At 64.2% G+C, this 14,085-nt stretch carries 14 protein-coding genes; 13 read left to right on the top strand and 1 reads right to left on the bottom strand.

Annotated elements, in window-relative coordinates; translation table 11 throughout:
• Positions 1-21 precede the first annotated feature (21 nt).
• From pyrH to lpxB, 13 genes are all read left to right on the top strand, one after another.
• Positions 22-813 carry a UMP kinase gene (pyrH, locus tag AAA969_RS07200; RefSeq protein ID WP_425324997.1) on the top strand — a complete coding sequence of 264 codons (792 nt, stop codon included), beginning with the start codon at positions 22-24 and terminating at the stop codon, positions 811-813.
• A 64-nt stretch (positions 814-877) separates the two neighbouring features.
• Positions 878-1,438, top strand: a complete 561-nt coding sequence (gene frr, locus AAA969_RS07195) for a ribosome recycling factor (RefSeq protein ID WP_338245101.1) — start codon at positions 878-880, stop codon at positions 1,436-1,438.
• A 25-nt stretch (positions 1,439-1,463) separates the two neighbouring features.
• Positions 1,464-2,201 (top strand): isoprenyl transferase, encoded by a 738-nt coding sequence (locus tag AAA969_RS07190; RefSeq protein ID WP_338245099.1) that lies wholly within the window; start codon positions 1,464-1,466, stop codon positions 2,199-2,201.
• Entirely contained in the window at positions 2,185-2,988 is an 804-nt protein-coding gene (locus AAA969_RS07185) for a phosphatidate cytidylyltransferase (protein ID WP_338245097.1), read from the top strand. Before AAA969_RS07190 ends, AAA969_RS07185 begins: the two co-directional genes overlap by 17 nt.
• Positions 2,985-4,175 carry a 1-deoxy-D-xylulose-5-phosphate reductoisomerase gene (gene dxr / locus AAA969_RS07180; RefSeq protein ID WP_338245094.1) on the top strand — a complete coding sequence of 397 codons (1,191 nt, stop codon included), beginning with the start codon at positions 2,985-2,987 and terminating at the stop codon, positions 4,173-4,175. Before AAA969_RS07185 ends, dxr begins: the two co-directional genes overlap by 4 nt.
• A gap of 17 nt (positions 4,176-4,192) precedes the next feature.
• Positions 4,193-5,371: a M50 family metallopeptidase gene (locus AAA969_RS07175; RefSeq protein WP_338245092.1), complete on the top strand. Its 1,179-nt coding sequence runs from the start codon at positions 4,193-4,195 to the stop codon at positions 5,369-5,371.
• Between the two features lie 26 nt (positions 5,372-5,397).
• Positions 5,398-7,785 carry an outer membrane protein assembly factor BamA gene (gene bamA, locus AAA969_RS07170; RefSeq protein WP_338245090.1) on the top strand — a complete coding sequence of 796 codons (2,388 nt, stop codon included), beginning with the start codon at positions 5,398-5,400 and terminating at the stop codon, positions 7,783-7,785.
• Between the two features lie 4 nt (positions 7,786-7,789).
• Positions 7,790-8,377 (top strand): OmpH family outer membrane protein, encoded by a 588-nt coding sequence (locus AAA969_RS07165; protein ID WP_338245088.1) that lies wholly within the window; start codon positions 7,790-7,792, stop codon positions 8,375-8,377.
• Positions 8,378-8,400: 23 nt separating this feature from the next.
• Complete coding sequence (lpxD, locus tag AAA969_RS07160; RefSeq protein ID WP_338245086.1) at positions 8,401-9,435, top strand: UDP-3-O-(3-hydroxymyristoyl)glucosamine N-acyltransferase; 1,035 nt, start codon at positions 8,401-8,403, stop codon at positions 9,433-9,435.
• Positions 9,436-9,440: 5 nt separating this feature from the next.
• The gene (fabZ, locus tag AAA969_RS07155; RefSeq protein WP_338245084.1) at positions 9,441-9,887 is read left to right on the top strand and encodes a 3-hydroxyacyl-ACP dehydratase FabZ; all 447 of its coding nucleotides are present in this window, start codon (positions 9,441-9,443) and stop codon (positions 9,885-9,887) included.
• Positions 9,884-10,681: an acyl-ACP--UDP-N-acetylglucosamine O-acyltransferase gene (gene lpxA / locus AAA969_RS07150; protein WP_338245081.1), complete on the top strand. Its 798-nt coding sequence runs from the start codon at positions 9,884-9,886 to the stop codon at positions 10,679-10,681. The genes fabZ and lpxA overlap by 4 nt, the downstream gene beginning before the upstream one ends.
• Positions 10,674-11,516: an LpxI family protein gene (locus AAA969_RS07145; protein WP_338245079.1), complete on the top strand. Its 843-nt coding sequence runs from the start codon at positions 10,674-10,676 to the stop codon at positions 11,514-11,516. The genes lpxA and AAA969_RS07145 overlap by 8 nt, the downstream gene beginning before the upstream one ends.
• Positions 11,513-12,673, top strand: a complete 1,161-nt coding sequence (lpxB, locus tag AAA969_RS07140; protein WP_338245077.1) for a lipid-A-disaccharide synthase — start codon at positions 11,513-11,515, stop codon at positions 12,671-12,673. The genes AAA969_RS07145 and lpxB overlap by 4 nt, the downstream gene beginning before the upstream one ends.
• 86 nt (positions 12,674-12,759) lie before the next feature.
• On the opposite strand, the gene gltA is transcribed toward lpxB, so the two are convergent.
• Positions 12,760-14,064, bottom strand: a complete 1,305-nt coding sequence (gene gltA, locus AAA969_RS07135; protein WP_338245075.1) for a citrate synthase — start codon at positions 14,062-14,064, stop codon at positions 12,760-12,762.
• Positions 14,065-14,085: the final 21 nt, after the last annotated feature.

Raw genomic sequence — 14,085 nt, 5'->3', positions numbered from 1 at the left:
TCCAGCGCCGCCGCTTTCTATATGCTGCACGCCGTGACTGATTCCTCTGCATCCGGGCCGGCTGATGGCCAGGCGGGCGCGCCGAAATTCCGGCGTGTACTGCTGAAAGTTTCTGGTGAGGCCCTGATGGGCTCCCAGAGTTATGGCATCGATATTGATACCGCTGACCGGATCGCGCGCGAAGTCGCCGCGGCCGTGAAGGCCGGCACGGAAATGTGCCTGGTCATCGGTGGCGGCAATATCTTCCGCGGCCTGTCCGGCGCGGCCAAGGGCATGGACCGGGCGGCCGCCGACTATATGGGCATGCTGGCCACGGTCATGAACGCCCTGGCGATGCAGACGGCGCTGGAACGCATCGGCCTTCAGACCCGCGTCCAGTCCGCCATTCCCATGACCACGGTGTGCGAGCCCTATATCCGCCGCCGCGCCATCCGACACATGGAAAAGGGCCGGGTCGTGATCTTCGCGGCCGGCACCGGCAACCCCTTCTTCACGACCGATACGGCGGCGGCCCTGCGGGCTGCGGAAATGGGCTGCGATGCCCTGCTCAAGGGCACCCAGGTCGATGGTGTTTATGCCGCCGATCCGCGGACCCATCCGGACGCGGAGCGCTATGATCAGCTCGACTATCTCGATGTGCTGACCCGCGACCTTCGGGTGATGGACGCATCGGCCGTGACGCTGATGCGCGAGAATGCGATCCCGATCGTCGTGTTCGATATCCACAAGACCAATGGTCTCGCGCGTGTGCTGGCCGGGGAGGGCAAGTGCACCATGATCGGCAAGATGAAGACCGAGACTCCGGCCGGTTAGACCTGACCGGTTCAACCCGGCCAGCCAGACCCGGTCCGGTAGACCAAGAAAGAGCCAGAACGCCATGAGCGACCAGTACGACGAAGATGATCTGAAACGGCGCATGGACGGTGCCATCGAGTCCCTGCGCAAGGAATTTGCCGGTCTGCGGACCGGTCGTGCCAGTGCCGGCCTGCTCGACCCGATCAAGGTCGAGGCCTATGGCGCGCTGACACCGATCAACCAGCTCGGCAATGTCTCCGTTCCGGAACCGCGCATGATCACGCTGCAGGTCTGGGACAAGAGCATGGTCGGCGCGGTCGACAAGGCGATCCGCAATTCCGGCATCGGGCTGAACCCGGTGATGGAAGGGCAGCTCCTGCGTATTCCGATCCCGCCGCTCAATGAGGAGCGCCGCGCCGAAATTGCCAAGCTGGCCGGTGGCTATGCCGAGCATGCCCGGGTCGCTGTGCGCAATGTGCGGCGCGACGGCATGGACGCGCTGAAGAAGATGGAGAAGGATGGCGACCTGTCCGAGGACGAACAGAAAATGTTCTCGGAGGACGTCCAGAAACTCACCAATGAAGCGATCAAGCGGATTGATGAGACCCTGAAGACCAAGCAAGAAGAAATCATGCAGGTCTGATCACCCCGTTTGGCGGAGCGAAAGAATGACCGACGACGCTTCCGCTGACCAGCCGGGACCGTGGCATACCGCCATCATCATGGACGGCAATGGCCGCTGGGCGAAATCCCGCGGCCGCCCCCGCTCTTTCGGCCACAAGCGTGGCGTTGAAACCGTCCGCCGCATCGTCGAGGACGCCGGCGAGCTGGGCGTCCGCTACCTGACCCTTTTTTCCTTCTCGACCGAGAACTGGAACCGTCCCGCCGATGAGGTCGGGGCCTTGTTCGAACTGCTCAAGCATTATGTCGAGGCCGATCTGGAAGGGCTGGCCAAGCGCGGGGTGCGTATCCGCATCATCGGCCGTCGTGACAATCTCGGCGCTGACCTGGTCGCGATCATTGACCGCGCCGAGGCGCGGACCCGGGACAATACCGACTTCCACCTCACCATCGCCTTCAATTATGGCGGGCGTGACGAGATCGTCCGGGCCTGTCAGGCGATTGCCCGCGAGGCGGCTGCCGGCGAGCTCGACGCAGACGCGCTCGATGAGGCTGCGATCGCCGGACATCTCGATACGGCGGCTCTGCCCGACGTTGACCTGATGATCCGGACCAGTGGCGAGCAACGCATTTCCAATTTCCTGCTCTGGCAGGCCGCCTATGCCGAGCTGGTCTTCCTCGACGTGCTCTGGCCCGACTTCTCCCGCGAGGACCTGGCGCGCGCGATCAAGACCTACCACCAGCGCAGCCGCCGCTATGGAGGCGTCGATGTCGGCGCCGCGTGATCCGGTTTTCCGGCGTCGCCTGATTTCGGCTCTGCTCCTCGGTCCGCTCGCGGTCGTGCTGCTCTATGTCGGCGATATTGCCTTCACCGCCTGGGTGGCAGCCTTCGCGGCAGCCATGGCCTGGGAATGGATACACATGTCCGACAAGGACGCCCCGCCGGTGGCCTACGCCATCGCCTGTGCGACGGCGTCGGGGACGGTATTGCTGGCGGGCCAGAGCGGTGTGCTCGACGCGCTCGCCTGGGGCGCTGCGGGAACCCTGGCCAGCGGCATTGAACGCTGGCGCCGGGGCTGGTCGAGCGAAGTGCTGGGCGTGCTCTATGTCGCGCTGTCGGCCGGCCTGCTGGCGGCGATGCGGGCCGAGCCGGATCACGGCCTGAAGGCGGTTGTCCTGCTCTTTGCCATTGTCTGGGCCGCGGACAGTCTCGCCTACATCGTCGGGACGTGGATCGGGGGTCCCAAACTCCTGCCCAGGACCAGCCCGAAGAAGACCTGGTCGGGTTTCCTGGCCGGTGTTTTGGCCGGCGGTGCGGCGGGCTGGGCGGCCGGTCTCCTGTTCGGGCTCGATCCCGCCCGGATCATCCCCTTTGCGCTCGCCGTTGCCCTGGCTTCGGTTGGCGGCGATCTGGCCATGTCGGTGTTCAAGCGCAGCTTCGGGGTCAAGGACAGCGGCACGCTGATCCCCGGACATGGCGGTGTGCTCGACCGTGTCGACGCCCTGATGCTGGCCGTGATCGTGGCCGTCCTGACCATGCGCGTCTGGCCGCTGGGCTGGGAGGCGTCATGACCGCGCGCCGCGTTTCCATTCTGGGCGCCACGGGCTCGGTCGGCCTGGCCACCCTCGACCTGATCGGCCGGGCGGAGCCGGGCGCCTATGCCGTCATAGCCCTGACCGCCAGAAGCAATGCCGCCGAGCTGGCCCGCCAGGCCATCCGCTTTCAGGCGAAATGCGTGGCGATCGCCGATCCGGCTGCGGCCCCGGCGCTGCAGGCCGCGCTGAAGGACTATCCCCATGTCGAGATCGGCGTCGGTGACGCCGCGGTCTGTGAGGCCGCGGCGCGCGAGGCCGACTGGACCATGGCCGCCATCGTTGGGGCCGCGGGTCTGAAGCCGACCCTGGCCGCGCTGCGGCAGGGTCGGGCGCTGGCCTTCGCCAACAAGGAGTGCCTCGTTTGTGCCGGCGCGCTGTTCATGGACGAGGCGGCTCGCTGTGGCACCACCCTGCTGCCCGTCGACAGTGAGCACAATGCGGTCTTCCAGGTTTTCGATCCGGGCCAGCGGGCAGCCATTCGCTCGATCACCCTGACCGCCTCGGGCGGTCCGTTCCGGGAGGCCTCCCGGGAGACCATGGCCCGAGCGACCCGGGCCGATGCCCTGGCCCATCCGACCTGGACGATGGGTGCCAAGATCAGCATCGACAGTGCGACGATGATGAACAAGGGCCTCGAAGTCATTGAGGCCTGCTGGCTGTTCGACCTGCCGCCGGCCCAGGTCGAGGTCGTCGTCCATCCGCAATCGATCATCCATGGGATGGTGGAGTATGCGGACGGCTCCCTGCTGGCGCAGCTGGGTTCACCCGACATGCGCACGCCGATCGCCAGTGCCCTGGCCTGGCCGCAGCGCATGGCGGCACCGGTCGAACGGCTGCGGCTGACGGATATTGCCCGACTGGACTTCGCGCCGCCCGACCTGACCCGCTTCCCGGCGATCCGGCTGGCCCGGGCGGCGATCGAGGCGGGCGGGATCGCGCCGGCCGTGCTCAATGCCGCCAATGAAATCGCGGTCGAGGCTTTTCTCGCGGACCGTATCGGTTTCCTTGACATCGCCGCAGGCGTTGAAGAGGTTCTCGAGCGCAGCCTGTCGGATGCCGACATGCCGCGCACGCTAACGGCTTTTGAAGATGTCTTCGCCATTGATAGCCGCGCGCGCCGGATGGCACGGGACTTGATGGTCGAGCGCCTTGCAAACCCATAACGACGGATAGTGTTTCCATGAGCCTGATCGGCAGCGGTTTCCTGACCATTTTCTCCTTTGTCTTCCTGATCTCGATCGTCGTCGTGATTCATGAGCTTGGGCATTACTGGGCCGGGCGATTCTGCGGCGTTCATGCCGAAGCCTTCTCGATGGGGTTCGGCCCGACCCTCGTGTCATGGCGGGACAAGCGCGGCACGGTGTGGCGCGTCGCGGCCTTCCCGGTTGGTGGCTATGTGAAGTTTCTCGGCGATGCCGGCGCCGCCAGCGAACCCGACGCGGACAAGCTGGCACAGCTCCGCCAGCAGATGGGTGAGGCGGCGGATCGCTGCTATCATTTCAAGCCGATCTGGCAGCGTGCCTTCATCACGGCGGCCGGACCGATTGCCAATTTCATCCTGGCGATCGTGATTTTCTCGGGGATCGCCATGACCTTTGGCAGCCAGCCCTACCAGCTGCCGATTGTCGGCAGCGTGGTCGAGGGCGGCGCCGGCGAAGAGGCCGGTTTCGAGGTCGGTGACCGGATCACGGCGATCAATGGCAACCGGATCGATACTTTCCAGGACATCATCACCGAAGTGGTCTGGCGTCCCGGCGAGGAGTTGCGCTTCGAGATCGTGCGCGATGACACCGCCATGGTGATCATGGCTGCGCCGCGCGGGCAGCGCGAGGAGGACCGTTTCGGCGGAACCCGTACGCTGGGACGGATTGGCCTCGGTTCGGTCGAGGGATCGGCCCTGCAGGATCGCTACAACCCGATCGAAGCCGTGGGCCAGGGCATTGACCGGACATGGTCCGTGGTATCGATGACGGCGCGCTACGTGTCGCGCGTGGTGACCGGGCGGGCGTCGGCAGAACTGCTGAACGGACCTGTCGGAATTGTAACGGCGGCCGGGCAGACCGCGAGCACCAGCATCGAGGCTGGCGATAGCGCCGGTGAGAGCGTGTTTTTGCTGCTCGTGAACCTCATCAATCTTGCTGCGTTCCTCTCTGTCGGACTGGGATTGGTCAATCTTCTACCGATACCCATCCTCGACGGCGGGCATTTGGTGTATTACGCCTATGAAGCGGTGGCGCGGCGTCCGCTGAGCATGCAGGCCCAAGCACTCGGTTTCCGTGTGGGGCTTGTTTTCGTGCTCGGTTTGATGCTTGTAGCGACCTGGAATGACCTGAATTATCTGCTCGGCCAGATTTTCTGACCGGGCCCAGCAAGCGGCGATCTTCCATGGTGAGTGTACTGCGCGTGCTTTTCGCAGCCCTGATGACTGTGAGCGTGTCGGCGATAGCCACGGCACAACAATCGGGTGCGGAAGTTCCCGCAACCACCCAGGCAGAGGTGCAACAGCCTGTTGCGGCTCCGGTGATCCGGCAAATCCTGGTTGAGGGCAATCAGCGGGTCGAGGCCGACACGGTCCTGTCCTACCTGCTGCTCCAGCCGGGCCAGCCGTTTGACAGCCGCTTGGTCAACCTGTCGATCCAGACCCTGTTTGCGACCGGCCTGTTTTCCGACGTGCAGATGGAGGATCGCGGCGAGATCGTGATCGTCCGGGTGCAGGAAAACCCGATCATCAACCGCGTCATCCTCGAGGGGAACAGCGCGATCGATGACGAGAAGATCACCGACGAGATCCAGGCCCAACCGCGCGCGATCTTCACGCGCTCGCGGGTCCAGTCCGACGTCCAGCGTATCATCGAAGTCTATCGTCGCTCCGGTCGCTTTGCCGCGACCGTGACGCCCAAGATCGTCGAGCAGCCGCAGAACCGGGTCGATCTGATCTTCGAGATTTCCGAAGGACCGGTCACCGGCGTTCGCCGTATCAACTTCATCGGCAATGAAAGCTATTCCGACCGTCGCCTGCGCCGCGAGCTGGTGACCCGCGAATCGCGTTGGTGGCGCTTCTTCTCGTCGAACGACAATTATGACCCGGATCGTCTCGAATATGACCGCGAGCTGCTGCGTCAATTCTATTCGAATCAGGGCTATGCCAACTTCCGTGTGCTCTCGGCCGTTGCCGAACTGACGCCGGATCAACGCGATTTCTACATCACGATCACGATCGATGAGGGCGAAGTCTACAATTTCGGCGAAGTGACGGTCCGCACCGAGATCCCCGATCTCAATCCGGAATTCCTTCAGGCCATCCTGCCGGTACAGGAAGGCGACCTGTTCCAGGGCCAGCTGATTGAAGACAGTATCGATGCGCTGACCTTCTCGGCCGGTGCCGCGGGCTATGCCTTCGTCAATGTCCGCCCGCTGTCCAGTCGCAACCGGGACGATCGCACGGTCGACGTCGAATTCGTCATCGATGAAGGCCCGCGCGTCTATATCGAGCGCATCGACATTTCCGGGAATACCCGGACCGTCGACCAGGTGATCCGGCGCGAACTCGACATCGTTGAGGGCGACGCCTTCAACCAGGTCCTGATGGACCGCTCGCGCAACAATATCCGTCGTCTCGGCTTTTTCGAGGATGTCGAGGTCGAGGAAACACCCGGATCGGCGCCGGACCGGGCCCGCGTCAATGTGGCGGTGACCGAGCAGCCGACCGGTGAGCTGGCCTTCGGTGCGGGTTTCTCCTCCACCGATGCTTTCCTGGTGGACCTGTCGATTTCCGAGCGAAACCTGCGCGGTCGTGGCCAGTTCCTGCGTTTCCGGATTTCGGCTTCCTCGAACCGGGAGTCGCTGGACATCCGCTTTACCGAGCCGCGCTTCCTTGATCGCAACCTGGCCGCCGGCTTTGACCTGTTCCGGGTCAATTCCGACTTCCTGTCGGAAGCGTCCTTCCAGACCGAGTCGACCGGTGCCAGCCTGCGACTGGGCTTCCCGGTTACGGCGTCAACCAATCTCCAGCTCGGCTACACCTACCGGACGGACAATGTCCTGGTCTTTTCCTCGGCCTCTTCGGCCTTGCTGAACCAGGCCGGGAGTCGGGCGACTTCGGTGCTGACCTACACACTCAACTGGTCACGCCTGAATGATCCGATCGAGCCGAGCAATGGTTACCGCCTGCAATTCACGCAGGGCTTCGCGGGTATTGGCGGCGATGTCCGCTATGTCCGCTCGGAGATCAATGGTGCGGTCTACCGTCCGTTCTTCCCGGGGCTTCTGGGTGACGACGTGGTCGCCAGTTTCACCATGAATGGCGGCTTTGTCCTGCCCTGGGGCGGCGACTCGGTTCGCATCAACGATCGTTTCTTCAAGGGCGGGAACTCTTTCCGCGGCTTTGAAGTGGCCGGTCTGGGGCCGCGCGCCGTGTCGCGTGACCCGAATACCGGCGAATTGATCCGGGGCGATGCCCTGGGTGGCAGGCTTTATGCAGTGGGCGCACTGGAAGTCTCATTCCCGCTCGGTCTTCCCGAGCAGTATGGGGTGAGAGGCAGCCTGTTCACCGAGTTCGGCACGCTTGGCCTGCTGGATTCGGCTGATCAGGTAGACGAGGGAACACAAGCGGTGTTCACGGTCGACGATCTGGCCCTGCGGGCCTCCGCCGGCTTGAGCATCTTCTGGGATTCACCATTCGGACCGGTGCGGTTCGACTTTGCGCAGGCTTTCATGAGGGAAGACTACGACAGAGCCGAGTTCTTCCGGTTCAGTACGCGAACAGGGTTCTAACACTATGAAATTCCTTAAAACTCTTCTCCTTCTTCCGATCCTCGTGGTCGGAATCGCCGCCCCGGCGATGGCCCAGCAGAATATTGCTGTGCTCAATGAGGAGCGTGTCCTGCGCGAAAGCGCTGCCGGCCAGCACATCGCGGCCCGCATGCAAGAGATCGCACAGGAAATTGACTCGGAACTGCAGGCGATGAGCCAGCCGATGCAGCAGGAGACCGAGCGTCTCAATGCCGAAACGGCATCGATGACGCCGACTGCGATCCAGGCCCGCCCGGACCTGATGAGCCGCATCACCACGCTCAACCAGCAGGCCCAGCAGTTTGAAGTCGTGCGTCGTGCCCGTCAGCAGGAAATCGTGCAGACGGAGCGTCAGGCCATGCGTCCGGTCTATGAGGCCCTCGGCCCCATCCTGGAAGAGGTCGTCGCGGCTCAGGGCATCGACATTCTCATCGATCGCTCCAACCTCGTCTTTGCAGCGCCGGAGACCGACATCTCGGAATCCGTTATTGCCCTGCTCAACGAGCGCCTGCCGACCGTTCCGGTGACGCGCGTGCGTCTGCCGCAGGAAGGCGCCGGCCAACCGGCCCAGTAACAAGCTGATATCAGGGGGAGAGTGTGGCGGACCCGCGTTTCTACAACCGGCTTGGCCCGCTGACCTTGCAGGAGATCGCCGCGCTTTCGGGTGCGGCGATTTCTGATTCTGCAACGGCAGCCAGGACCATTGATCGGGTCGCCTCACTGGGTGACCTCCAGCCTGGCGCGTTGTGCTATGCTGACTCAGGCAAGCTGTTCAAAGACGCCCCGGACGGTGCGCTCGATGGCGTTGCCATCCTGTGTCCCGCAGAGGTGGCCGAGCAGGCCCGGGCACTCGGCGGCACGGTGCTGACCCATGCCGCGCCACGATACGCCTTTTCCCGGATCCTGCCCTCGCTCTTTGCCGTGCGGGGCTTTGACCCGGGCTGTTTCATTCATCCGGATGCGCGGATTGACCCATCGGCCCGGCTTGCGGCCGGTGTCGTGGTCGGGGCCGGTGCCGAGCTGGGTGCCGGCTGTGATATTGGTCCCCACTCGGTGATTGGTCCCGGTTGCCGGATCGGAGCCGGGACGCGTCTGGCGGCCAGGGTCAGCCTGCTGTGCACGGATATCGGCGAAAACTGCAACATTCTTGCGGGAGCCGTGATTGGCGAGGACGGTTTCGGCGTCGCAATGTCTGCCGGTCGCAATAGTGACATCCTGCATCTGGGAAGTGTCGTGATCGGTCACAACGTCACCATCGGCGCCAATACGGCGATAGACCGTGGCCTGTTCGGCGAAACCCGGATCGGGAACGGCACGAAGATCGATAACCTGTGCCACATCGCCCATAATTGCCGGCTTGGCTCGAACGTCATCATGGCGGGCTATTCGGGCTTGGCCGGGAGTGCTGTGCTCGAGGACAATGCCGTGCTGGCCGGGCGGGTCGGGATCTATGACCATGTCCGTATCGGCAAGGGCGCCCAGGTCGGGGCCAATTCGGCCGCCGCGCGGGACGTCCCGGACGGGGAGACCTGGGCTGGCAATCCGGCCCAGCCCCTGCGGCAGCACATGCGTGAACTGGCCACGGTGCGGCGTCTCGCGCGGCCCGATGGCAAGACTTCCAGGAAAGGCTGAACGGCGTGTCCGAACGCATTGAAAACGCGGAAATCCAGACCCTGCTTCCGCATCGTTACCCCTTCCTGCTGATTGATGCCGCAGAAGACTATGTCGCCGGGCAGTCCATCGTCGGGATCAAGGGCGTGACGGCCAACGAACCCTATTTTCCGGGCCATTTTCCGGGCAATCCGGTGATGCCCGGCGTGCTCATGATCGAAGCGATGGGGCAGACCGGCGCTGTGCTCATGTACAAGACCCTCGAAGCCTCACCGGCGTCGGCGACCGTCTTCTTCATGGGGGCGGACAAGGTTCGCTTCCGCGCCCCGGTCCGTCCGGGCATGTTGCTGCGCATGCCGGTCACGGTGACCGCGGCCCGCCACGGCGTCTTCAAGTTCAAGGGCGAAGTCTGGGCCGACGGCAAGCGTGCCGCCCAGGCCGAGTTTTCTGCCAAGGCCATCGAGAATCCATGACCCAGTCCAGCCAGATCCATCCGACCGCGATTGTCGACCCGGCCGCCCAGCTCGGTGAGGGGGTCGAAATCGGGCCCTTCTCCATCATCGGCCCGAAAGTGGTGCTGAAGGACCGTGTCCGGGTGATCTCGCATGTCACCATTGCGGGCAATACCACGCTGGGCGAGGACTGTGTCCTCTATCCCGGCGCCCAGATTGGTCATCCGCCACAGGATTTCAAATACCAGGGCGAGGATACCCAGCTCATTATCGGTGCGCGCAACATCCTGCGCGAGAACGTCACCATGCATCCCGGCACGACCTTCGCCCGGGGCCGCACGGTGGTTGGCAGCGACGGCTATTTCATGGTTGGCTCCCATGTCGCCCATGACTGCATCGTCGGCGACCGGGTGGTGTTCGCCAACTGTGCCGCCATCGGCGGTGAGACTGTCGTCGACGATCACGCCATCCTGGGCGGTTATGCCGGTATCCACCAGAAGAGCCGGATCGGCCGTCATGCCTTTATTGGCGCCATGGCGATGGTCACCGCCGATGTCATTCCCTACGGCTCTGTGATCGGCAATCATGCGCATCTGGCAGGACTGAATGTGGTCGGACTGAAGCGCCGTGGCATGCCGCGCGAGACCCTGCGTGAACTGCGCGCGGCCTACCGGCTTCTGTTTGCCCGCGAAGGCACGTTCGACGAGCGCGTCGACGACGTCGCCCAGCTCTATTCCGGCAATGCGCCGATCGCGGAGATCATCGATTTCATCCGCGCCGACGCGAAACGCTCCATCTGCATGCCGGATGACTGAGCCAGGCTGGACAAAGCTCGGCCTGATTGCCGGCGGGGGTGACCTGCCGCTGGAAATTCTCAAGGCCCAGGCCGGTCGCCCGATCTTCGTGGTGGCCCTGCGCGGCTTTGTCGATCGCGACTACAGCAGCACCGACCATGTCTCGATCTCGGTCGGCGAGATCGGCGGGATCATCAAGGCGCTGAAAGCGGCCGGCTGCGACGCCATCTGTTTCGCCGGCTATGTGACGCGGCCGGACCTGAAATCCCTCAAAATGGATGCGCGTGGCCTGATCATGGTGCCGCGGGCCCTGGCCGCCGGTCGAAAGGGCGATGATGCGGTGATCCGCGTCGTGGTCGATGAATTCGAACGCGCCGGCTTTGCCGTGGTCGGGGCGGACAGCCTGATCGGGCAGGGCGGCCTGCCGGCTGGCGTGATCGGCGTGGCTGACAATATCGACGCCCATCGCGAGGATGCGGCCAAGGCGATGGCTGTGGCCGCCGATATCGGTCGTCTGGATATCGGTCAGGGCGCTGTCGTTGCCAACGGGATCGTGCTGGCCGTCGAGGCCCAGGAGGGCACCAATGCGATGCTGGAGCGCGTCGCAGGTCTGCCGGCGCCCCTGCGTGGCTCGCCCGAGCATCCCTTCGGCATCCTGGCCAAGCGTCCCAAGCCGATCCAGGAACGCCGGGTCGACTTGCCGACGATCGGGGTCGACACCGTCGAGCGGTGTGCGGCCGCCGGGCTGGCCGGGATCGCGCTGGAAGCCGACGGCGCGCTGATCGTTGACCGTGACGGCGTCGAGGCGGCGCTTGAGCGCCATGGCCTTTTCGTCCTGGTCGAGGCAGCGTCGTGACCCGGCCACATGTCTTCCTTGTCGCGGCGGAGCGCTCGGGCGATCTGCTCGGGGCCGGTTTGGCGCGCGAACTGCGCGAGCTGACCGGGGGCGAGATTCGCCTGTCCGGGATCGGTGGCTCGGCGATGGCCGATGAGGGTATCGTCTCGCAAACCAGTATCGATGGCCTCAACATCCTCGGCTGGATTGACGGGTTGAAAGCCTACAAGCGGGTCAAGCAGGCGGTCGCCGAAGCGGTCGCGGCGATCGTCGCGGCCAAACCGGACAGCGTTGTCCTGATCGATTCCTGGGGCTTCACGCTAAGGGTGGCGCGCGGCGTGCGCGAGGCGGACCCCTCTATCCGTCTGGTCAAATATGTCGGCCCCCAGGTCTTTGCGACGCGACCGGGACGTGCGGCCACGCTGGCGGCCACGGTGGATGAGCTCCTGACGATTCTCAGCTTTGATGCGCCCTTCTATGCGCCGCACGGACTGCCGGTGACCTTTGTCGGCAATCCCACCCTGGAGCGTCTGCCGACCGGTGACGGGCCGGCCTTCCGGAGCCGACACGGGATCGAGGCAGAGGAGACCGTGCTGGTCGTACTTCTGGGCAGCCGCCCCTCCGAGATCCGCCGCATGACCGGGCCGTTTGTTGCCGGACTCACGCGCCTCAAGGCGGCGCACCCCGACCTGCGACTGGTGATGCCGGTCGCCGATCCGGTTGCCGACCAGGTCGATGCGCAGATCGCGCGCCATCCGGTTCTGGCCGAGGCGGTTCGGGTCGCCGAGGACGAGAAGGCCGACGCCTTTGCGGCGGCAGACCTGGCGCTGGCCTGTTCGGGGACCGTCGTCACAGAACTGGCGACGGCCGGTGTCCCAACGGTGACCAGCTACAAGCTCGGCTGGATCACCTGGAGCCTTGTCCGCGCGTTCAACCTGCTGAAAACGCCGCACATCTCGCTGGTCAATATTGCCGCCGACGCGCGTATCATCCCGGAAGTCATCCAGCTGAGCTGCACCGGTGCCAATCTTGCCCGCGAGGTCGACGCGCTGGTCACCGACAAGCCCCGGCGGGACGCGATTTCGGAACGCTTGCGGGCGGTCACCGAGACACTGCGCGGCACGGGTCAGGCCAGTCGCCGCGCCGCCGAGGCGGTGCTCGCCGGGCTCTCCCGCTAGCGCCGGGCGGTCCCTGCCCAACAGGATCAGGAACGAAAAAGGCCACCCTTTCAGGTGGCCTTTTTGTTGTCGTGGGTCGAAACGGCCTAGCGCTTCGACAGGTCCGTGTAGTCACGCGGCACGGCGCCGGTGAAGAGCTGACGCGGACGGCCGATCTTCTGGCTCGGATCCTCGATCATTTCCGACCACTGGGCGATCCAGCCGACGGTGCGGGCGAGGGCGAAGAGGACCGTGAACATCTCGGTTGGGAAGCCCATCGCCTTCAGCGTGATGCCCGAATAGAAATCGATGTTCGGGTAGAGCTTCTTCTCGACGAAATACGGGTCTTCCAGCGCGATGCGCTCGAGTTCCATGGCGACCTGCAGCGTCGGGTCATTGCGCACGCCCAGCACGTCGAGCACCTGGTGGCAGGTATCGCGCATGACTTTCGCCCGCGGATCGTAATTCTTGTAGACGCGGTGACCGAAGCCCATCAGGCGGAACGGGTCCGACTTGTCCTTGGCCTTGCGGACATATTCCGGGATCTTGTCGACCGAGCCGATCTCGTTGAGCATGTTCAGCGCGGCTTCGTTGGCACCGCCGTGAGCGGGGCCCCAGAGCGACGCGATGCCGGCCGCGATGCAGGCGAACGGATTGGCACCCGAGGAACCGGCCAGGCGGACGGTCGAGGTCGAGGCATTCTGTTCGTGGTCGGCGTGCAGGATGAAGATCTTGTCCATCGCCTTGGCGAGAACGGCGTTGCTCTCATAATCCTCGGCCGGCACGGCAAAGCACATGCGCAGGAAGTTCGCGGCATAGTCGAGATCATTGCGCGGGCTGATGAAGGGCTGGCCCACGGCGTACTTGAAGGCACGCGCGGCGATCGTCGGCATTTTCGCAATCATGCGGTGCGAAGCGATGGTGCGGGCTTCCGGATCATTGACGTCGGTCGAGTCGTGATAGAAGGCCGACAGGGCGCCAACCGTACCGACCATGATGGCCATCGGGTGGGCATCGCGGCGGAAGCCGCGGAAGAACTGGTCGAACTGGTCGTGCAGCATCGAGTGACGACGGATCGTCCAGTCGAAGGTCTCGAGCTCGTTCTTGGACGGCAGATTGCCGTTCATCAGCAGGTAGCAGACCTCGATGAAGTTCGAGTTGTCGGCCAGCTGGTCGATCGGGTAACCGCGATAGAGCAGGGTGCCCTTGTCGCCATCAATATAGGTGATCTGGCTCTCACAGCTCGCGGTCGAGGTGAAACCGGGATCATAGGTGAACATGCCGGTCTCGGCGTACAGCTTGCGGATGTCGATGACATCCGGACCGATCTCGCCACTCAGCACCGGCAGTTCCAGCGATTTGCCATTGTAGTTGAGCGTGGCCGTTCCGTTCGGCTTGGCTTTGTTTTCCATCACGTCATCCCCATGGTTCAC

Origin of the sequence: Maricaulis maris (assembly GCF_036322705.1) — a bacterium.
Classification (GTDB): Bacteria; Pseudomonadota; Alphaproteobacteria; order Caulobacterales; family Maricaulaceae; genus Maricaulis; species Maricaulis maris_B.
The sequence above is the reverse complement of the archived record's forward strand: the minus strand, read 5'-3'. Positions and strand labels throughout refer to the sequence as shown.